Below are 19,404 nucleotides of genomic sequence, written 5' to 3' on the forward strand. Positions count from 1 at the left end.
ATTGTGCTCATCTTTAAAGCAAAATAATTTTGCATATGCAAAATTATTTAAAGGAAACCGCAAAATTTTTCATGTAAAATAGAGGTAATGTCTGGAGGTGGCGCAAGTGAAAAAAGATCAGCATACCGCAAAGCTCGAAAATGAGATTGATCTATATAAACAAATGCTCGATTTAATTGATGTTGGGGTTCACGCCATTGACGAAAATGGCAATACCATTGTTTATAACAAAAAAATGATGGAGATCGAATCTTTAAAACGTTCTGATGTCCTTTATAAAAATGTCTTAGACCTCTTTGTTTTTCAGGATGAGATGCACAGTACACTTGTCCAAGCGCTGCGAACCGGGAAACAAACGGTTCATGCAAAGCAGACGTATCACAACTACAATGGAAAAGAAATCACAACGATTAACCATACATACCCGCTCGTTCGAGACGGTTTGATTCAAGGGGCAGTTGAAATTTCGAATGATGTCACGAAACTGGAACGGCTCATTCACCACAATATGAAGAAAAAAGGAAACACACGCTTTACATTTGATTCAATCATTGGGGAAAGTCCTGCCTTTTTAGAAGTAATTGAACATGCGAAACGAGCCACACGTACCTCTTCTTATGTGCTGATTGTTGGTGAGACAGGGACGGGGAAAGAGCTATTTGCACAAAGCATTCATAATGGCAGTAGCCGTTCATCTGGACCATTTATTACGCAGAATTGTGCAGCGCTACCTGATAACCTGATTGAAAGTCTGCTTTTTGGAACACAAAAAGGGGCTTTTACAGGGGCAACAGATCAGCCCGGTCTATTCGAACAAGCACAAGGTGGTACACTGCTTTTAGATGAGATCAACTCATTACACCCGGCTCTTCAAGCAAAACTATTGCGCGTCTTGCAGGAGAAACGTGTGAGAAGGTTAGGCAGTACAAAAGAAATCGCCATTGATGTGAGAGTGATTGCTAATATGAATGAGGACCCTGTAGATGCGATCGCAGGTGGACGGATGCGAAAGGATTTATTTTACCGGCTTGGCATTGTCACCTTGTTTATCCCGCCACTCTCTGAGCGAAAAGAAGACATCCCCACATTTGTCATGCATTTTATTCAAAAATATAATGAACTGTTTCAAATGAATGTGAAGGCGGCTGATGAAGAGGTACTTGCCCTGTTCCAAACGTATCATTGGCCGGGCAATGTAAGAGAACTGGAGCATGTGATTGAGGCTGGAATGAATATGATGATGGACGAAACATCCTTAAGCTTGCATCACCTTCCTTACCATTTCCGATTCAAGCAAGGAGAAGGTCATCCTAGTGAACACATGCAGATGAGTCCGGTGCAGCCTACAGCTGCAGCTGATACCTTCGTCTACACGAGCTCAGAACATACGACTGATTTCCAAACCCAAATGGAACGATTTGAAAAACAATACATCGTCCATTACTTAAATAAAATGGACGACAATATTTCACAGACTGCAAAGATATTGGGCATGAGCAGGCAAAGTCTGCAATATCGAATGAAAAAGCTGCATATTTCTCTTCAATAATAGAGCTGTGCCGTTATGCGGCACAGCTTAGATTGTTGACAAAGGGCTAAAATGAACTTTATTTTAGCCCTTTGTCTTCTTTTCAGCGTGATAGAAAACCTTTGCAGTCTAGGAAGGACGAGCACTGGCACGGAGCGAATTTGACATCCGTGAGTACCAGCGCGCAGGACTGACAAAGAATGCGAGGGTTTGTCTACACGCTGAGCTGTGCCGCTTTTCGGCACAGCTTATTGTATATCTGGCTTTCCTTCCTGTTCTTGCAGCACATCACCAAGAAGTTGTTCTACTTTTTCCAAATGTGTGAGCATCGCCCGCTCTGCTTCTTCTGGCTGCTTGTCCATGATAGCTTGATAAATACGTTCATGGTCTTTGTAAAGCTGACGTATGGACGCTTTTCTTGAAAATAACACGATTTTTCTTGTTTCTCGCATCGTTTCCATTAACAAGGTTGAGACCTGATTCATTAACGCCGCTAGTAAATGATTCTTTGAGGCTTTAGCGATGGCAAGATGAAATGTGAGGTCTGCCTCTTCACCAATTTCTTTATGCGCTTCTGCACGCTTCATTTGTTCTAGTGCCTCCTGCAGTCGATGGAGGTCATCGTCTGTCCGCAGCAATGCTGCCTTTTTGACAGCACCTGATTCAATGATTGATCTCACTTCAAGAAGCTGTACGATATCCTGCTGCTTCATCAAAAAAGCAGGAGATAAACAAAATGTGAGCTGCTCAGGATCGAACTGCTTCACATATGTGCCTTCTCCTTGCTTCATCTCTATTAATCCGATCGCTTTCAAAGCGGACAGCGCCTCTCTCACAGCGGAACGGCTGACTTGAAAGTTTTCAGAAAGTGCTTGAACCGAGTCTAATTTTTCGCCCGGAAGAAGCTCCCCTGTTCGAATGGATTCGACTAATGCGTCCGCAATTTCTTCATATATTTTTTTCGTTTTGATTTGTTTATATTTCAATTGGTCTCACCTCATCACTGTTGTCTACCCTATCGCCTCATGCCCTATCTTATACTTTACCCCAAAATTCAGATCACACGTCTTCCCTTTTTCAATTCTCAAGAAATCTTCTATCACTCTTCCACTCATCAAAAAAGAAGCACATGCCATTGTTTCTGGCATGTGCTTCTTTTTAATCATATCTCTTCCGCAGCGTGGAAGACGGAAGGTTCATTTGTTCACGATATTTGGCAATGGTTCTGCGAGAGACGCGGATACCAAAGGTTTGCTGAAGCTGCGTCATGATTTGCTGATCCGAATACGGTTTTTTCTTATTTTCTGATTGAATCAGCTCTGCAATGTGGGTCTTCACTGTGTAGCTGGATGCTTCTTCAAGCGAATGCCCTTCTAGTTTCGCTTGGAAAAACTGTTTCATTTCCATTAACCCATAAGGAGTCTGCACCATTTTCCCTTTGACTGTTCGACTCACTGTCGACTCATGCACTTGTAATATATCTGCAACCCGCTTCATCGTAAGCGGTTTCATTTTATGCTTCCCTGTCAGGAAAAAATCAGTCTGTTGTAAGATAATCTCACGAACGACATTTGTCATCGTTTGTTTTCTCTGCTTAAGCGCTTGAACAAGCCAATTGTACTGCTGATGCTTTTCCTTTAAATATGCATATGCTTCATGCCGCTTTTGATCTTGAATCATGGCGAAATACCCTTCATTCATTTCAATGTCCGGAAAAGCACGCTGGTTCAGCTCGAATGTGATGTGACCTCCCGCAGCTGTAATCAACACATCTGGTTCTATATACACATCCTGGTCTTCATAAGAGAAATGAAGGCCTGGTCTTGGTTCGAGAAGCGACACCTCATCTTGTATGGCTTGCAGGGTTTTCAACGGCATACCTGTTTTAGCTGCGATTTCCTTCCAAGCCTTCCTTGCGAAAAGAAAGAAATGCCCTTCGATGATCAGCTCTGCTTCATACCAGCGATCCTTTTTTCGTCTAAGCTGGAGCAGGATACATTCTTGCAATGATCTAGCGCCAATACCGGCAGGCTCTAATGATTGAAGCTGATGAAGAACGGCCTCTACTTCTTCTGCCGAAGCCTGTAAAACAGTGGCCATTTGGTCAACCGGTTCATTTAAATAGCCATTGGAATCAATGGACTCAATCATGAAGTGAAAAATCCTTTGATTCTTTTCACTTAAATTCAAATCAATGGCCTGTCTCTTTAAATACATTTGCAGGCTTTCTTTTTGATGCGTACGATACGGCTCTGTCATTCGATCTTGCGTTCTTTTATGATAAACTGGTTGATAGCTGTCCGTGTCTTTCCGCTCAATCAGAGGGTTCTCAAGCGCTAACTGATCAAGATACTCACCCAGCTCTGCACAATTCAATTGCAGCAGCGTAATCGCCTGCCTGAGTTCTTGCGTGAGTACCTGCTTTAATACTAGTTCTTGTTGCAGTTTAAGGCTCATTGTCTCCCCTCCCTCTCATCATTTTACATGAAGATTGACGGACCGTATATACGAAATAGGAGTGATTTCCATGTCTGAACTTTTTTCCGTTCCATACTTTATCGACAATTTAAAACAGCACATTGCCATGAATCAACATGAAGACAAGATTCATGCCATGAACGCTTATTATCGTTCGGTGGTTTCTACACTTGTGCAGGACCAATTGACGAAAAATGCTGTTGTCTTGAAGCGAATTCAGCATCTCGATGAAGCGTACCAAAAGGTGAAAAAAGAAAGCGAATAAATGGACGAAAAACAACACCCTTTCTCATGATTGCAAAGGGTGTTTTTCATGCAGGAAAAGCTTTTGATCCAGCTTCGATTTGTACATCATCAAAAAGCCGGACCGCCCTACAGTAAGCCATAGGTCATGATGATTCCATAAAATAAGGGATTGATAAAAAGAGAGGCAGGCTGCTGATGAACGAGCAGCCTATGTGGAGGATAATGCTTTCTTTTGCAGGGCGCTGTGCAATGTATCAATGACAAGCTCCTGTTCTGCGTCTGTCATGCTTGTACCAGATGGCAGGCAAAGACCTGTCTCAAATAACAACTCAGATGCAGGGACTTCATCGGCTGTTGTATAAAAAGGACAACCATGAAAGAGCGGCTGCTGATGCAGCGGCTTCCATACACGCCTTGCTTCGATCTGCTTTTGTTCTAAAGCATCTATCATCTCTACTGGAGACATCTGTACATGATGATCAATGGTGAATGTGGTCAGCCAGCGGTTCGATGTGGTTTCTTGATATTCTGGCATAAATTGAAGGCCTTCAATATCGGCTAAAGCATCTTGATAACGCTCGAAAATGCGGCGTTTTTGCTGAACACGCTCCTCTAACACTTCCATTTGTGCGATTCCTACACCTGCGAGCAGGTTGCTCATCCGATAGTTATATCCCTCCTCTTGATGTTCATAGTGCAAGGCATGTTCTCTTGCCTGTGACGCGAGAAATCGGCAGCGGTCGATGGCTGCTTCATCATCACTGACAAGCATTCCGCCTCCTGATGTTGTAATGATTTTATTTCCGTTAAAAGAGTAAACACCGAACCTGCCCATTGAACCGCTTTTTCTTCCTTTATATATACTGCCTAACGATTCAGCCGCATCTTCAATGATTGGCACATCATATGCCTCACACACCGCTATGATTTCATCCATTTTCGCACTTTGTCCGTATAAATGAACGACAATAACCGCACGGGGTCTTTTCCCAAGTCGTTTTGTTTCAGCGAGGGCTTTCTCTAACGCCAGCGGACACATATTCCATGTCTCTTTTTCTGAATCAATAAAAACAGGCGTCGCTTGTTCATATAAAATAGGATTTGCACTGGCAACAAATGTGAGAGTGGAACAAAAGACCATATCCCCCTTTTGAACGCCAATGAGTTTTAAGGCAAGGTGAATGGCTGCTGTTCCTGAAGACAATGCCGCTCCACTCTTCACGCCTGCATAATCCGCGACGACTTGCTCAAATTCATTTACAAGCGGTCCTAATGGTGCAATCCAATTGCTTTTAAATGCCTCCTCTATTTTCTTCTGTTCTTTTCCACTCATATGAGGAGGAGATAAGTAGATTCGTTTCCTGTCTCTCATGATTTCCCACCTTCTCTTCGATCTTTGATCTCAATTGCAGGAACGCCTACGGCGACTTTCTGATCATGTATATCTCGGGTCACTGCCGCTCCTGCGCCGATCACTGCCCAGCTTCCAATGGTTCTGCCAGGTATGACAGCAGCCCCAGCTCCAATATGAGCACCCTCTCGCACAGAGACACAGCCGGTGAGCACGGCTCCCGGAGAAAGGTGCGTAAAGGATTCGAGAAAGCAGTCATGCTCCACGATAGAACCGGTGTTGATAATGGCATGCTCACCAATTACTGCATCTGCTTGCACAACTGCCCTTGCCATCACAACCGTTCCTCGGCCAACCTTCGTTGACGAGCTCACAACTGCCTCTGGATGAATCAGTGTGGCAAATGCCCTCTCTTCAAATGCGAGACGTTCTTTGATCCTCTGTCTGATTTCGTTTTGTCCAATGGCAATCAGCCATTGCATATCAGGTTTTTCCTCTCTTACCTTTTGACTCATAGAAATCGGACCATACAGAATGCCGGTTCGAGTGTCAGCCTCCTCAAATCGATCGTCTAATACAGCACACAATGAGTAATCAGGATGCAAAAAAATCAACTCCTGAATGACCTTGCTGTGTCCACCAGCCCCTATTAAGCCAATGGGCTGCTCTTTACGTATCGGTTCCTTTGAATTTTTCAGCTGTTGCATGATTTGGCTGCTGCACCCCTTCTGTTTTGATGACTTTCAGCAAGGTCATCCATAAGATTTTCATATCGAGCCAAAACGATTGGTGCTCTACATACCAGAGGTCATAGGTGAATTTCTCCTCCCAAGAGAGAGTATTTCTTCCATTCACCTGGGCCCATCCAGTGATACCAGGCTTTACAAGATGACGCTTCGCTTGCTCCTCTGTGTACATTTGTAAATACTCCATTAAAAGCGGTCTTGGTCCAACGAGACTGATTTCCCCTTTGAGTACATTGACAAGCTGCGGCAATTCATCAAGACTGAGCTTGCGAATAAAGGCGCCGGTTTTTGTTAATCGAAGATGGTCTGGAAGCAGTACGCCATGTTCATCGCGTTCCTCGGTCATCGTCCGAAATTTATAAAGCATAAACGGCTGTCCGTACAGACCAGGCCGTTCTTGTCGAAACACCACAGGCGCTCCGATTTTCCACCGAATGAGTCCATAGATGAGAAGGAAAAGAGGACTCCCTGCGATGAGCAGTGTCAGTGCCACGACCACATCTATTATTCTTTTCATCATTGCTTCTCCTTTCCACACTAGCGGGAGACAGCTCGTTCAATAGCAGCTTGTTTCACCTTACGCATGAGCTGTATCCGCTCTTGTTTTGTTCCTGCAAATTGATACAAATAACCTAAGTAGAGAACGAAACATATTCCGCCAATACAAAATAGCTCCCACCATCTCGTCACATCATACACAGCCTGAATGCCGGCACAGATCCCCCATATGAATAGAGCCCCAAACAGCGGAACGACTGTATGTTTGTAAAAGATGGTACTTTTCTGTTTCGTGATCTTGGCTGTATACAATGGGAGAAAGACGATATTTTTCATCAATAAAACAACGGCCCCTGCTGATGCAATGCCATATAACCCAAGCTGAAGTAGGTGAGTCAGTCCATAGGCGAACAGGACATTGGAACCGCCTAATATGAGTGTCACAACCGCCGGCACTTTAAATCGGTTAAAGGCAGTCGGTACATAGGTCAGCGGTAAAAACATCAACGTGAAACACAAATAAGCCGCATGAATCATCAGCAGCCATTTTAGCTCCTCAAAGGCTGGTCCAAGCCATAACAGCATGAGCGGACCGGCAAGACCTCCTAACAGAGCCGCGGGGAATGCCACAAATAAACCGCTCCATTTCATGGCATTGGCGGCGTATTGAATGAGCCCCTGCTCGTCTTGATTTGAATATAATTTTGTGATTGTTGGCGCAAACACAACCGCAAGTGTCCCTGCAAGGGTGCGCAATAATAATGGAAATTGTAAAATGGCGGCATACTGTCCAGTCGCTTCTGCCCCAATCAGTAAGTTGGTCATCAATAAATCGATTTGTAAAAACAACAAAATGCCCATTTGCTCAAATGAATGCCACACCCCTGATCGAACCAGCGTGAGACTTGAAGATAAAGAAACGTACCGCCACTTAAACGAAAACCAAGGAATGAGTTTCTTAAAATAATAGAGACCCATTCCCAAAGCGGCGAAACTCCCCATAACGGCTGCAAGCGGAATATGCCAGATGGCTGGTGTCGTCACAGTAAATAACAGTACAATCACAAGCGCCCTGCCAAACATCTGAATGGCCTGTCCAACACTCGATACATATAATTTGTTCGCATAAAACGGTGCCGCCCCAATACCAGACATGACGAAATTGAGCATAAATAAAAGACCCCCTAACACAAAGGCGATCTGTGTATCTTTTGCAAGATGAGCAGGCACATGAAGCCAGTCAACCAGCTGCTGAGACATGAATAGACAAAGTAAAAAAAGACAGATGGATAAAAAAAGAGAACTGACAAAATAGGAAGCGAGATAGCGCTGCGCTTGTTCCATCTCTCCTTTATGAGCCGCAACAGAAAAAAAACGCACCACCACAGCACTTAATGAAGCCGTAATGACCGATAAATAATTGATCATATTTTGCGTCAGATGAATCAGACCAAACGCTTCCACTCCAAGTGTATGAACAATGTAAGGCGTTAAACAAACAGACATCAGCATCATCAAGAAAAACGTCATCACATTTGCACTGACATTGTAAAGAAACGCACGGTTCATGGTGATTTCACGCAGTGTTTAAGGGCCTTCATCCAGCTTCCTCTCCCTTTTGTCCGCTTGTTTTCATATGCTGATGAACGGCCTTTTTCACCGCTTCCTCCGTTGGTTCCTTCAAAAGGGTCATAAACGGCAAGTGCGCTACCCATTCATATCCTTCCATGACTTTATGATCAAACGACCTGATAACAACACACGGTGTATGTGTGATCGCACAAAAGATCATGCCATGCAGTCGATCTGTCACGACGACTTGTGCCTGACTCAACTGCGTCCATAACGTGGATAATTCCTCTAAACGAGTCGTTCGATTCACTCGCTTACCAATGGTCGTTGTGATAAAACCAACTTGATCATACGTTTCTTTGATATGCTCCTGCAGTTGTTCTCGTTTCTCTTTCGTGAGATACGCCTCCTTATCCTCACGCAGACAAAGTAGCACACCTTTACGGGTTTGACTCTTTGATGTTTCGTCTAATGTCAGGACCATATCAGGCTGTTTCCACACCTCTTTATTAGGAAAATGCTGCTTCATCCATTGATAGGTGGTTTGATCTCTTGCCATCAAGAGAAGCCTCGGGTGTTGCTGATATGCTTGAATAGCGCGGCGTTCTTCTCTTTTCCCTCTCTTTGTTTCTGTAAAATGAGCAGTAGCGGGCAGCTGAATGACGGGATAGGACTTAAAGGCGTTCATGATAAATTGTCTTGTCCATTCTTCATATCGATATAAATCGCCCATGTTGCCCCCACCGATGATACAGACAATGTCCTCTGGGTGCCGCGCGTGCTTCAGTGGACGTGCTAGACGATACATCTCCTGCATGTCTACTTCTATGATTTGATAGTCTGGAAAGTGCTTTTGTAAAAAGCAGTAGCTGGCATAGGCAATCGCGTGATCACCTAAGTTGTCATGTGCCGGCAGCAGCGTGAGAATGATTTTCTTCTGATGACGCAGCTCTGGCAGTCTTTGGCGGCTCAACCTATATTGAAGTGGATACTTGACCTTTAAGAGCAGCCACTCTGCGGCATGTGCTTTTAATTGCTGCAATGTCACACTCATCACCCCGATTTTCTCGTTTGATATTCAATCCATTTTTGATAGCTTGAAGCTGCGGCAGAGAGCGGATACACCCACTGCATCCTAGCAAGGAATAAGATCATTCGCTTTCGCACAGTCAGCTTCGATGGTTCCACTTGTTTCACAGCCTTCTGAAAAGCTTCATGTGTCACCATTTCACGCATATGACCAAGCTTTTTTTGAAAGGAAAGGGAATTTTGGCTCTTCCATTCATTGAGCATACAATGCAGCGTATGATTCACGATAAAAAAGTAAAAAGCCTTCTCATATGGTGTCAGCTCATCATGCTCTTTTAAAAACAAACGCTGCGCGTCATAAAACGCCAGTCCATGCTGAAAATACTGCTTTTGATATCGCTGGACAATGGATGACAAATGAACCCGGTAATAATAAAGCGGCTCATGAACAAAGGCAATGACACGTGATAAAGAAAAACAGCGCAGCGTGACATATTGATCTTCAATATTCTCAAGCTCACCTCTCAATGGAAAACGGATATGATGCTTTTCGATAAATGCCCGCCGATACAGCTTATTCCATGAGAATCCCGTGATCTCACCATGTAATAACGATTCTATTAAACTTGTCTTATCGGCTTCCTGCTGAGCTAACAGCGTCGTCGGTATGATCCGTTTTGACTGTTCAAACTGAATCCAATATTCACTGACAACAAGATCGGCACCGGTGTTTTCGGCTTCTTGATATAAAGCCTCACAGTATTGAGGAGCGAGAACATCGTCTGAATCAACAAAGGCAAGATACGTTCCTGTTGCTTCTTCTATGCCCCTGTTCCTCACCGCTCCCAGCCCTTGATTGGTTTGGTGAATCACCCGAAATCGCTCATCACGCGCAGCAAACGCTTCAAGAATGTCTCCACTGTGATCGGTAGATCCATCGTTAATGAGGATGACCTCTATATCTGAAAAGCTTTGGTCTGCAATCGATTGAAGACACTGCTCCACATATTGACTAGTGTTATAGACTGCGACCAATAGACTGATAGCTGGCATGACAGCAAGCCCCACCTTTCTTCAAATCTACTTTGTAAAAATCGTTCGGTACGGTAAAACAGACGAATCAAACGGCATCAGCATGATGCTGTACAAAATATAGCAAACCCCAATTCCGATATACATAAAAAAATTGGTTCGCTGATCAAAAATCCGTGTGAAATAAGGCAGTAAAATGAGCTGATACAGACCAAAGTAAATATGAAATCTTGCATAAATGACATCCTTCGTTGCAAGGATGCCAAACAAAAATCCAAGCAAGCAAAAATTCACAATATAATCACTCTCTGGCGTCAGCTCACGAAGTCGTTTTCGATAAAAGAACGCAAGCAATAACGGCAAAATCAAGACACCAATTTTCGTCACATTCATTCCATTCGTATTCGTTGTCAGCCACTCCTCGTAATGACCATAAGAACTCCCTTGCAGCATCACCACAAACACGGAGACAAAGCGGTCATACAGAGCGGTTAAGCCTAGAAAAATCATACATAACACAAGCATCATCCAAGACCACGCCTTTGTTCTGACGATGAAATAGACTGGAATCATAATGAGTGCCGAGGAATGAAATAGCGCGCATACAAGTACGAGCGGAAAATACCATTTCCACTGACCTTTGATGACAAACTGGATGGCATAAAAAAGAATCGCTGCCACCATATACTGCCGCATGCCATTAAACGAAGCGTAATAATGAAATGTGCCGAGAAATAGTAGCATACTAAGCTCAAATGGCCGTCCATATCGCACAAGTGTTTTGATAATAAAAAAATAGGTGATGATCCCAACTGTGATATACATGATTTGCGGCTCATGTGATAGTTGATTGAGCATCCATAAGATCAATGTAAAGCCCGGATCAGTGGCGGCCTTGTCTACACCGAATCCGAAAATATGCCAAGGCTTGTCATAGTTGACGGAGAACTCATACATTTGTCCATAGGTTACAAAATCAGTTCCTACTTTGTAGCGTATGCCCGCCACAATACAAAGAAATAAAAATGGAAAAAACACCAGAAGCTTGTTCGGCCGCCAGCCGCTTTGTATGGTATCATCACGTCTGCCATAAAATGCAGCAAAGCTCGACCATAAATAGACCATGATCATGTTCACCAAATAAACCGCCATCTGCCAATCCTTCCTTACAATCCATACACATTCATCACACGGGTGATGTTCTGTTTTACATCAAATCCTCTAAGACCAAGCTGAGAAATAATCGTCTCCTGAAGAGGAGGATCTGCATGGTAGGCTTCTAGTATGGCTTTCATCCACTCATGTGCTGAATCTTGCAAAGATTTCCGTTTCACAAGCCCACAACCTAAATCGACTTCCTTTGTGATATGATCTGAAATCACACATGGGAGTCCAGATGCCTGCGCTTCCACTAATACGAGAGGAAGACCTTCAAACAAAGACGGCATCACAAACACATCAAATGCTTTCATATACTGCGGAACCTCTGAGACAACGCCCGTAAACACAATGTCTTCCATTAATCCTGCTTTCTCTGCATATGATTCAACCACTGGCCGGAGCGGCCCATCTCCTATGAGAACTAGCTGAAAGGAGACCCCTTGTTTTTTCAGTGTCTGCGCTAATTCGATGAAAAAAACATGATTTTTCTGCTCATGAAATCGGCCAATATGCCCAATGATCAGTTTTCTCTCATGAAGATGGAGGTCTTTTTTCATCTTCACCTTCGCTTCTGGCTCCAACTGAAAAAAAAGGTCCAAATCAATCCCATTTGGCAAAATGTCCACTCGTCCATCGTGTATTCTTTTTTGCCCAAATAAAAAGACACCGGCATCTTCACCGCATGCAACAAGCTGCGTAGAAAAGGCAAAGATCAGCTGACGAAACCCTTTGAGCATCAAATGATCAACCCGGCTAGGAGACTGTTTCCAAGCGGTATTATGTGAATGGCAAATGCGTATCTTCACACCTGCCAGTTTCGCAGCAAGGGCAGAAAAGCCCGTTTGAAAATCTGTATGTGCATGCACCGCCTGATAAGGTCCCGTTTGCTTGATCGTCTTCGTCAACGTTTTGACAAACGTCCATGGAGAGGACGCTCCAATACTTGGGACATAAAAAATCCGCCCGCCAAGCTGACGAATTTCCTCATCGTAATCACAGACATCCTCCCGGTGGGTAATGAAATCAAATTGAAGAACATTTCGGTCGATTGCACGATAGATGTTCATGATCATCGTTTCTGCTCCGCCTCTGTTCATTCCGCCCACAACATGAAGTACACGCTTTGGCTCACTCATCCCGAATCGTCCTCCTTTTCACCATAGATCCTCCAAGTTTCCGCTGATGATAAAACCTCATGATCTTTGGTGACATACAGGCACGGATGACAGGCTTAAGCGCAAAGAAATAATCAAATGGCGACAATTTTAATTGCTTGCATGCTTTTAACACAAGCCAGGCATTGTCCATTGAATATCGGAATTTCCGGCGCTGAAAGGCCGCTTCATCCTCCCTTACAAGGTATAAGGGCTCTTGCAAATTAAAGCCTTTTCTCCCCGCAGCAAAAAAACGAATCCAAAGATCGATATCTTCCATCCGTCTGGTTGTTTTTACAGAACGATAGCCATTTAAAGCTTTGTAGGCAGACGCTCTCATCATAATCGTCCCATGACAAAAAGGCGTTCCTCTTGCTAGCACCCTTCGATCAGGCTCTGAGACAAGTGCTCGAACGCCCTTCGCCCCTGACTCATCAAACACCGTCATCGCCGTCCCAACCACATCATATTCTGGATGTGCTTCGAGGAAATGAACCTGTTTTTCTAATCGTGTAGACACTGATATATCGTCGCCATCCTGTCTTGCAATCAGTTCTCCATTCGCTTCAGTGAGACAACGATTTAAACTGGCGGCAAGTCTTTGATTGTGTTCGTTTTGAATGAGGCGAATTCTATCTGGATCACGCATGGTATAGTGCAGCACTTTTTCATAGGTGCCATCTGTTGATGCATCATCACATATGATGAGCTCCCAGTTTTCATAGGTTTGACGGAGAATCGATTCAATGCTTTCTTCTACTGTCTCTTGGCAATTGTAAACACCCATGATAATCGATACTTTCGGCTGACGCATGCTCACATCACCTTCTCTTTTTGGTCCATATACGTTGTGTAAATTTCCTCCATTGCACTTACCGTCTGCTCCTGTGCAAATGCGTGAGCCATAGAACGTCCCGCTTTCCCCATTAGGTGAAGCTGCTCCTTTTTATGATAGAGCTGTTGTAAATAAACGGCTAAACCATTCACATCATGCGGTTTGACTAAAAAGCCGTTCACTCCATGTTTGACGAGCTCACAATGCCCTCTATTTTCTGTTGCAATCACCGGCTTTTCAGCAGACATCGCTTCAAGAAGATTCATCCCAAGTCCTTCTCTCAAGCTGGTTGATACACATACATCGCTCAGATGCATCCAATCTTCGATGTGTTTGCAAAATCCCGCAAACTGTACATGTTCCTCAAGATTCAGCTGACAGACCAGCTTTTCATAGGACGACCGACTTGTCCCTTCTCCAGCAAATACTATTTTCACATGTGGTATATTCCGATACACCTGCGCGCAAGCTTTGATGAGCATTCCTTGATTTTTATTGTCATTTAATTCACCAGCACACAGCACGATAAAATCTTGCGTGGTAAAACCATATGCTTTACGAAGGCGGTCTTTTTCTTTGTCACCAACTGGTGCAAATCGCTTCATATCGACACCCATACCGGGGACATAATGCACAGCCGCCTTCTCTTTTGACAGACGATCGGCTCTTTCATAGTCTTCTCCATTAATGGTGATGAGTGCATCCGTATATTGAACGAGCCACCTCTCAACTGGATAATAAAGCAGCCAATTTTGAAGCGGTGCCCCCTTCCAAAAGTGAAACCCATGCGCCGTGTAAAAAACTTTCGTCCCTTTTTTGCGCGTCCCTTTGGCCGCTAGCCTGCCAATGACACTCCCCATCGGTGTGTGACAATGGATGAACTGATAATGCTCTTTTTCTAAAAGCTTTTTCAACTCCACATAAGCAAGCCGGTTGTGCAAATGAAAAGGAGAACGCTGAATCGGAATGGAATGCGCTTGATCCACATACGGCAGCTCCAACTGGCCATTTGCCGCTGTATGCACTTCCCATCCTTGTTCCTGAAACCACCTGAAATACGGGAGATGGAACGCCTTAAAATGATAATCAACCGTTGCGCAAAACAAGACTTTTTTCTTCATTGGCAAGTGGCTCCTCCTCTCGTTGCATCGGTTCAGGCAATACATCATGCGACTCAATGGCGGCAAACAAGGCCTGTCTTAATTGATCGTCACTCATCATATTAAATTCGTGAATAAAGCGGTTCAGCACATACGGATCACCATCCAAGGCATGCCCAATATGGATTTTCGGAAAAATTTGCTCCTGTGCTTTTTCATGCTGGTTGAGTAACTCCTCGTACATTTTCTCTCCGGGACGAATACCCGTAAATGTGATTGGAATCTGGTCTGTGGTGTAGCCTGAGAGGTGAATGAGGTTTTCTGCGAGGTCGACAATTTTGACTGGCTCCCCCATATCTAAAACAAAAATCTGTCTTCCTTCTGCTAGTGCACCAGCTTGAATAACAAGCCTTGATGCTTCTGGTATCGTCATAAAATATCTTGTCATGGCTGGGTGCGTGACAGTCACTGGCCCGCCTTTTTCAATTTGTTTTTTAAAGATCGGAATGACGCTCCCCCTGCTTCCGAGTACATTCCCAAACCGGACGGCGACAAATTTCGTTTCACTGCTTGCCCCCATTTGCATAATCACCATTTCAGCAAACCGCTTTGTCGCTCCCATCACATTGGCAGGGTTGACCGCTTTGTCAGATGAGATGAGGACAAATGTTTCAACTCCGTGCTCATGTGCAGCTTCTGCCACATTTTTTGTCCCGATAATATTGTTTTTCACCGCTTCTTTCGGGCTGATTTCCATGAGCGGGACATGTTTATGCGCGGCGGCATGATAAATCATATCCGGCTGAAAATGACCAACGATTTCACTCATTTTTTGTTTATCTTGAATATCCGCAATTTGTGGATATAGGCTAATGCTGTCTCCATACAATTCTTTCAGCTCTAGTAAAATAGAATGAATGCTAAATTCTCCATGTCCCACAAGCACAATCGCCCGAGGGGAAAATACACAAATTTGACGACAGATTTCTGACCCGATAGACCCGCCAGCTCCTGTCACCATAATTGTTTTTCCTTTTAGGTGAACGGATAGACGGCTTGTATCTAATTGAATCGGCTCTCTTCCAAGCAAATCCTCTGGCTGTACATCCCGCAATTGATTCAGCGCATGGGTTCCTTTTAAAATCTGTTCCATTTCCGGCATAATCTGTGTTTTGATTCCAGTCGCTACACATTCCTTATATAGTCCTTTTAATGTGTGACTGCTTTTGGATGGAATAGCGATAATGATTTTTTGAATATCCATCATCGCAACAGCCGTTTGAATATGTTCTTTTCCCCCAAGAACAGGCAGCCCCATAATTTCAAGCTTATGCTTTGTTTTGTCATCATCAATGAAAGCGACCGGCTCAATATGTACATCACTCGACTGCTGAAGCTGACGAACAATAATGGTCCCGGCTGATCCAGCGCCAATGATTAGTGCCCGCTCCTTTTCAACTTGAAACCGCTTGGCACCATCATGAAACAGCCTGGATGCCATTCGTGATGCACCGATGAATAACACATGGAAAAGCCAGACAATAAATAAAAAGCGAAATGGCCATGTCTGCACAAAAATGTACAGCATCGTCATAGAAAATAAAAATGAACACGCAAAGGTCTTCATTAAAGAAAATAGCTCTCTAACCCCTGTATAAGCCCATACTTGCTTGTACACGTGAAAAATATACGAAAACAAATGGTGCCCGATAAGCAGACTGAGCGAAGAAATGACGAGCATTTCAAATGTATATACGGTTAACGCTGCCTCTTGGACAAATTGAAAGCCAAAAAAGACGGCAACTAAGATGAGATATGAATCTAGTGCCACGATGATTGATAATCTTTGGGCGTAAGTCAACGCTCCTCCCCCTTTTTAAAACATCACTATTCTTACGTAAAATGGGCATCAAACCCGTCCTCACATCCCACTACCGATGACGAGCATCTAAGGCATATGTCATGCCCACAGCAGGATCGAGTGCCTCCGTTGTTAAAGATTAGGAGACATCACCTATCAATCTCTTTAATACATATAGTGCCTTCCCTTTTTCACTTTCTTGCCATTTAGCATCGCCCCAAGCAGTTTCCCTGTCGTACCCTCTAATACTTCTTTTGATTTCTTCACAGCGGCAATCTTCGTTTTACCGCTTAAAACCACAAGAATGCTTCCATCCGTCCGGTTCGCTAATATTTTGGCATCGGCTACAGGCAGAAGCGGTGTGGAATCAACAATCACCATGTCATACTGCTGCTCAATCTCGTAAAATAGCTGCTTCATCACAGAGGAGGAAAGCAGCTCAGCGGGATTTGGCGGAATGGTCCCACTCGGAAGCAGCTCTAAATGCTCAATCGGTGTAGGCAAAATGGCTTCTTCCAAACTGCAATTATTTAATAGCACATTGGTCAATCCGGTGTGCGGGCTTAGATCAAAATATTCATGAATGGCAGGTTTACGTAAATCAGCATCCATGAGCAAAACCCGTTTTTTCTGCTGTGCAAAAACAGCTGCCAAATTTGCAGCCGTAAATGATTTTCCTTCCTTCGGCAAGGAGGATGTGACCAATATCGACTTCAGCCTCGTTTGAATCGACGTGAATTCGATGTTCGTTCGGATCGTTCGGAATTGTTCCGCAATGACAGAGTGAGGATTTAATACAGAAATACAGGATAAATCTCTTTTTTCTCGTTTTTTCCTCTTAAAAATCAATGTTCTGTCCTCCCGTTATGACGGACTGCTTGTCTTTTTTTGCCCTCCTGTCTGCCTGCATCTGATAGACACTGCCGAGCGACGGCAATCCGATCTCTTCTCTTATTTGATGTGTTCGTTTCACCGTATCATCGAGTAAATTCATTAAGAAAATGAGTGTCATTCCCCCTAATACAGAGGCGCCTAGTGCCAGAACGATGTGAACGAATTTACGTGAGTTCATCAGTATCGTGTTGGACAGCTTGGCTTCAGACAAAACATTAATGCGATCCATATTCATGGTTTTTTTGATTTCTTCTTGCAGCACCTCTGTGGCTGTATTCGCAATGGCTACTGCCTTCGCTCGGTCCTCATCTTGTACAGAAATATTTATGACCTCTGACTCATTTTCTGTACTTGTGGCAATTTTGTGTTTTAATCCTTCCGCCGATTCTGTAAGATTGAGTGTTTCTTTTACTTTTTCAATAACGATTGGACTTTTTAATAGGACTTGAAAGGTACGTGTATATTGAAGGTTCATCTGAATATCGTTTAAATTCGCTTGTGCATCACTGCTTCGTTTATGAACAAGAATTTGAGTGGTTGCCTGATATACAGGAGTCGAGACATAGAACTGATAGTAGGCTGAAATGCCCGTTACGATCAGGACAATCAGGATCAGAAGGGCCATTTTCTCTTTTATGACAGAAAACAGCTGCTTAAAACCTATATTCTCATTCATAGATACCTCCCGATTTCATCATAAAAAGGTTATATATGGTTTCTTTTTGTTAATGATTGGATTATAAAAGATAATACCCGCAAAGAAAAATGTCATAATAGGTCTTATAGTTCTTTTTAAAGAACGAAATCGTTCGTTTTCTTTTGTTTACTTCCTGTTTCTTACGTTTTTGAATTTTATAAAGAACAATTTATTTCTTATAATGAACGAAAAGGTCGCAGAACGATTCGCCGGGGAGAAGGGAGATCATATATCGAATGATAGGAAAGGTGATACGCATTTACCGAAAGAGGAAAGGATACTCAATCCAGCAGCTGGCTGAAGATGCCCATGTCTCTAAATCGTATTTGAGTAAAATTGAGCGTGGTGTCCATCGTAATCCATCTGTCCAGTTTTTAAAAAAGGTATCCTCATCACTAGACATTGATTTACAAGAGCTGTTTGATGCAGAAACGATGATGTTTCATTACGCTGAGGGCGGTGAACAGGAGTGGCGGGATCATATCGTTCATGCCGTCCAATCCGGCATGCCTAAAGAAGAACTGTATCAGCTGCTTCAAACCTACAGAAAGGAGCAGGAAGGAAAGACGTTACATGTCCATCAGAGAAAGCTAACCGACTCAAATATGTCAGAATGGAAGCGTCTCATGAGTGAAGCAAAGGCCATTGGCTTAACCATCGAGGAAGTGAAAGCGTTTCTTACCAATATGGGAGAACACCGGGCGTAAGCCACTGAGATCAAACCAATTTGCGGGGAGAGGCGCTTGTCGCTTCGATGAAATAGAGCCTTTTTATATGAAAAGGCTCTTTTCAGTTTATGGACAAAGGGCTAAAATGAACTTATTTTAGCCCTTTGTCTTCTTTTCAGCGTGATAGAAAACCTTTGCAGTCTAGTAAGGACGAGCACCCGAGCGCAGGACTGACACCGAATGCGAGGGTTTGTCTACATGCTGAGAGCCTTTTTGCATGAAAAGGCTCTGTTTTCTGTTATTCTTCTTTTTTGGTTCGTGCTTTTTTCGTAATATCATTGTTCTTCCAATAGGCCCATAGTGATGTGATGCCAAGAAAGGCTAACGTAATGAATTGCTGCACACCTTCTTCATCAATTGGAATTGGGCTTTTTCCTGCAGCAGTGAGAGCGCTGTTCACAAGTGCCAATAAAAGCAGCACAAGCCTCGCAATAGTGCCTGCACTAATTTTTTGAACCTTCAACTGTAACCCCTCCCCTTATCCTTTCATACGG

General features: G+C 43.6%; 19 protein-coding genes. 3 read left to right on the forward strand and 16 right to left on the reverse strand.

All coding sequences use genetic code 11. The annotated features are described in order from the left end of the window. The first annotated feature begins 106 nt into the window (after window positions 1-106). On the forward strand, window positions 107-1,549 hold the full coding sequence (locus tag ES896_RS01735) for a sigma-54 interaction domain-containing protein (RefSeq protein WP_079920163.1): 1,443 nt from the start codon (window positions 107-109) through the stop codon (window positions 1,547-1,549). A gap of 227 nt (window positions 1,550-1,776) precedes the next feature. On the opposite strand, the gene ES896_RS01745 is transcribed toward ES896_RS01735, so the two are convergent. Together ES896_RS01745 and rpoN are read right to left on the reverse strand one after the other, a co-directional pair. Beyond that, entirely contained in the window at window positions 1,777-2,514 is a 738-nt protein-coding gene (locus ES896_RS01745) for a FadR/GntR family transcriptional regulator (protein WP_048001975.1), read from the reverse strand. A 172-nt stretch (window positions 2,515-2,686) separates the two neighbouring features. After that, complete coding sequence (gene rpoN, locus ES896_RS01750) at window positions 2,687-3,985, reverse strand: RNA polymerase factor sigma-54 (RefSeq protein ID WP_135226279.1); 1,299 nt, start codon at window positions 3,983-3,985, stop codon at window positions 2,687-2,689. A gap of 70 nt (window positions 3,986-4,055) precedes the next feature. On the opposite strand from rpoN, the gene yvfG reads away from it, so the two are divergent. Further along, on the forward strand, window positions 4,056-4,271 hold the full coding sequence (gene yvfG, locus ES896_RS01755; RefSeq protein WP_017359206.1) for a protein YvfG: 216 nt from the start codon (window positions 4,056-4,058) through the stop codon (window positions 4,269-4,271). Window positions 4,272-4,460: 189 nt separating this feature from the next. Here yvfG and ES896_RS01760 read toward each other — a convergent pair whose 3' ends face one another. From ES896_RS01760 to ES896_RS01820, 13 genes are all read right to left on the reverse strand, one after another. Next, window positions 4,461-5,624, reverse strand: coding sequence for a DegT/DnrJ/EryC1/StrS family aminotransferase (locus ES896_RS01760; RefSeq protein ID WP_135226280.1), 1,164 nt, complete (start codon window positions 5,622-5,624; stop codon window positions 4,461-4,463). Further along, entirely contained in the window at window positions 5,621-6,310 is a 690-nt protein-coding gene (locus tag ES896_RS01765) for an acetyltransferase (RefSeq protein WP_135226281.1), read from the reverse strand. The genes ES896_RS01760 and ES896_RS01765 overlap by 4 nt, the downstream gene beginning before the upstream one ends. Further along, window positions 6,273-6,866: a sugar transferase gene (locus tag ES896_RS01770; RefSeq protein ID WP_017359198.1), complete on the reverse strand. Its 594-nt coding sequence runs from the start codon at window positions 6,864-6,866 to the stop codon at window positions 6,273-6,275. The genes ES896_RS01765 and ES896_RS01770 overlap by 38 nt, the downstream gene beginning before the upstream one ends. A gap of 20 nt (window positions 6,867-6,886) precedes the next feature. Then, window positions 6,887-8,416 (reverse strand): MATE family efflux transporter, encoded by a 1,530-nt coding sequence (locus tag ES896_RS01775; RefSeq protein ID WP_135226282.1) that lies wholly within the window; start codon window positions 8,414-8,416, stop codon window positions 6,887-6,889. A gap of 28 nt (window positions 8,417-8,444) precedes the next feature. Beyond that, complete coding sequence (locus ES896_RS01780; RefSeq protein ID WP_135226283.1) at window positions 8,445-9,473, reverse strand: polysaccharide pyruvyl transferase family protein; 1,029 nt, start codon at window positions 9,471-9,473, stop codon at window positions 8,445-8,447. Beyond that, window positions 9,473-10,501, reverse strand: coding sequence for a glycosyltransferase family 2 protein (locus tag ES896_RS01785; RefSeq protein WP_025208004.1), 1,029 nt, complete (start codon window positions 10,499-10,501; stop codon window positions 9,473-9,475). The genes ES896_RS01780 and ES896_RS01785 overlap by 1 nt, the downstream gene beginning before the upstream one ends. Before the next feature lie 27 nt (window positions 10,502-10,528). Beyond that, window positions 10,529-11,632: an EpsG family protein gene (locus tag ES896_RS01790; RefSeq protein WP_135226284.1), complete on the reverse strand. Its 1,104-nt coding sequence runs from the start codon at window positions 11,630-11,632 to the stop codon at window positions 10,529-10,531. Between the two features lie 14 nt (window positions 11,633-11,646). Next, window positions 11,647-12,777: a glycosyltransferase family 1 protein gene (locus ES896_RS01795; RefSeq protein ID WP_135226285.1), complete on the reverse strand. Its 1,131-nt coding sequence runs from the start codon at window positions 12,775-12,777 to the stop codon at window positions 11,647-11,649. Beyond that, complete coding sequence (gene epsE, locus ES896_RS01800) at window positions 12,770-13,609, reverse strand: glycosyltransferase EpsE (protein WP_135226286.1); 840 nt, start codon at window positions 13,607-13,609, stop codon at window positions 12,770-12,772. The genes ES896_RS01795 and epsE overlap by 8 nt, the downstream gene beginning before the upstream one ends. A gap of 2 nt (window positions 13,610-13,611) precedes the next feature. Continuing rightward, a complete protein-coding gene (locus ES896_RS01805; RefSeq protein WP_135226287.1) occupies window positions 13,612-14,751 on the reverse strand; it encodes a glycosyltransferase family 4 protein in 1,140 nt (379 codons plus the stop codon). Further along, a complete protein-coding gene (locus ES896_RS01810; RefSeq protein ID WP_024719856.1) occupies window positions 14,717-16,591 on the reverse strand; it encodes a polysaccharide biosynthesis protein in 1,875 nt (624 codons plus the stop codon). The genes ES896_RS01805 and ES896_RS01810 overlap by 35 nt, the downstream gene beginning before the upstream one ends. A 165-nt stretch (window positions 16,592-16,756) precedes the next feature. Next, window positions 16,757-17,440 (reverse strand): CpsD/CapB family tyrosine-protein kinase, encoded by a 684-nt coding sequence (locus ES896_RS01815; protein ID WP_008347761.1) that lies wholly within the window; start codon window positions 17,438-17,440, stop codon window positions 16,757-16,759. After that, entirely contained in the window at window positions 17,430-18,161 is a 732-nt protein-coding gene (locus ES896_RS01820; protein WP_024719858.1) for a YveK family protein, read from the reverse strand. The genes ES896_RS01815 and ES896_RS01820 overlap by 11 nt, the downstream gene beginning before the upstream one ends. Window positions 18,162-18,418: 257 nt before the next feature. On the opposite strand from ES896_RS01820, the gene slrR reads away from it, so the two are divergent. Next, window positions 18,419-18,889, forward strand: coding sequence for an HTH-type transcriptional regulator SlrR (gene slrR / locus ES896_RS01825; RefSeq protein WP_045034019.1), 471 nt, complete (start codon window positions 18,419-18,421; stop codon window positions 18,887-18,889). Between the two features lie 259 nt (window positions 18,890-19,148). On the opposite strand, the gene ES896_RS01830 is transcribed toward slrR, so the two are convergent. Beyond that, on the reverse strand, window positions 19,149-19,373 hold the full coding sequence (locus ES896_RS01830; RefSeq protein WP_008347764.1) for a phage holin: 225 nt from the start codon (window positions 19,371-19,373) through the stop codon (window positions 19,149-19,151). Between the last annotated feature and the right edge of the window lie 31 nt (window positions 19,374-19,404).

The sequence above is a fragment of the Bacillus sp. 005/A4HT-01/001 genome, from assembly GCF_004634445.1.
Lineage (GTDB): Bacteria > Bacillota > Bacilli > Bacillales > Bacillaceae > Bacillus > Bacillus altitudinis.

Coding starts and splice junctions, on each gene's coding strand:
- rpoN (WP_135226279.1), bottom strand. CDS start 3,985: ATGAGCCTTAAACTGCAACAAGAACTAGTATTAAAGCAGGTACTCACG.
- yvfG (WP_017359206.1), top strand. CDS start 4,056: ATGTCTGAACTTTTTTCCGTTCCATACTTTATCGACAATTTAAAACAG.
- ES896_RS01760 (WP_135226280.1), bottom strand. CDS start 5,624: ATGAGAGACAGGAAACGAATCTACTTATCTCCTCCTCATATGAGTGGA.
- ES896_RS01765 (WP_135226281.1), bottom strand. CDS start 6,310: ATGCAACAGCTGAAAAATTCAAAGGAACCGATACGTAAAGAGCAGCCC.
- ES896_RS01770 (WP_017359198.1), bottom strand. CDS start 6,866: ATGAAAAGAATAATAGATGTGGTCGTGGCACTGACACTGCTCATCGCA.
- ES896_RS01775 (WP_135226282.1), bottom strand. CDS start 8,416: ATGAACCGTGCGTTTCTTTACAATGTCAGTGCAAATGTGATGACGTTT.
- ES896_RS01780 (WP_135226283.1), bottom strand. CDS start 9,473: ATGAGTGTGACATTGCAGCAATTAAAAGCACATGCCGCAGAGTGGCTG.
- ES896_RS01785 (WP_025208004.1), bottom strand. CDS start 10,501: ATGCCAGCTATCAGTCTATTGGTCGCAGTCTATAACACTAGTCAATAT.
- ES896_RS01790 (WP_135226284.1), bottom strand. CDS start 11,632: ATGGCGGTTTATTTGGTGAACATGATCATGGTCTATTTATGGTCGAGC.
- ES896_RS01795 (WP_135226285.1), bottom strand. CDS start 12,777: ATGAGTGAGCCAAAGCGTGTACTTCATGTTGTGGGCGGAATGAACAGA.
- epsE (WP_135226286.1), bottom strand. CDS start 13,609: ATGCGTCAGCCGAAAGTATCGATTATCATGGGTGTTTACAATTGCCAA.
- ES896_RS01805 (WP_135226287.1), bottom strand. CDS start 14,751: ATGAAGAAAAAAGTCTTGTTTTGCGCAACGGTTGATTATCATTTTAAG.
- ES896_RS01820 (WP_024719858.1), bottom strand. CDS start 18,161: ATGAATGAGAATATAGGTTTTAAGCAGCTGTTTTCTGTCATAAAAGAG.
- slrR (WP_045034019.1), top strand. CDS start 18,419: ATGATAGGAAAGGTGATACGCATTTACCGAAAGAGGAAAGGATACTCA.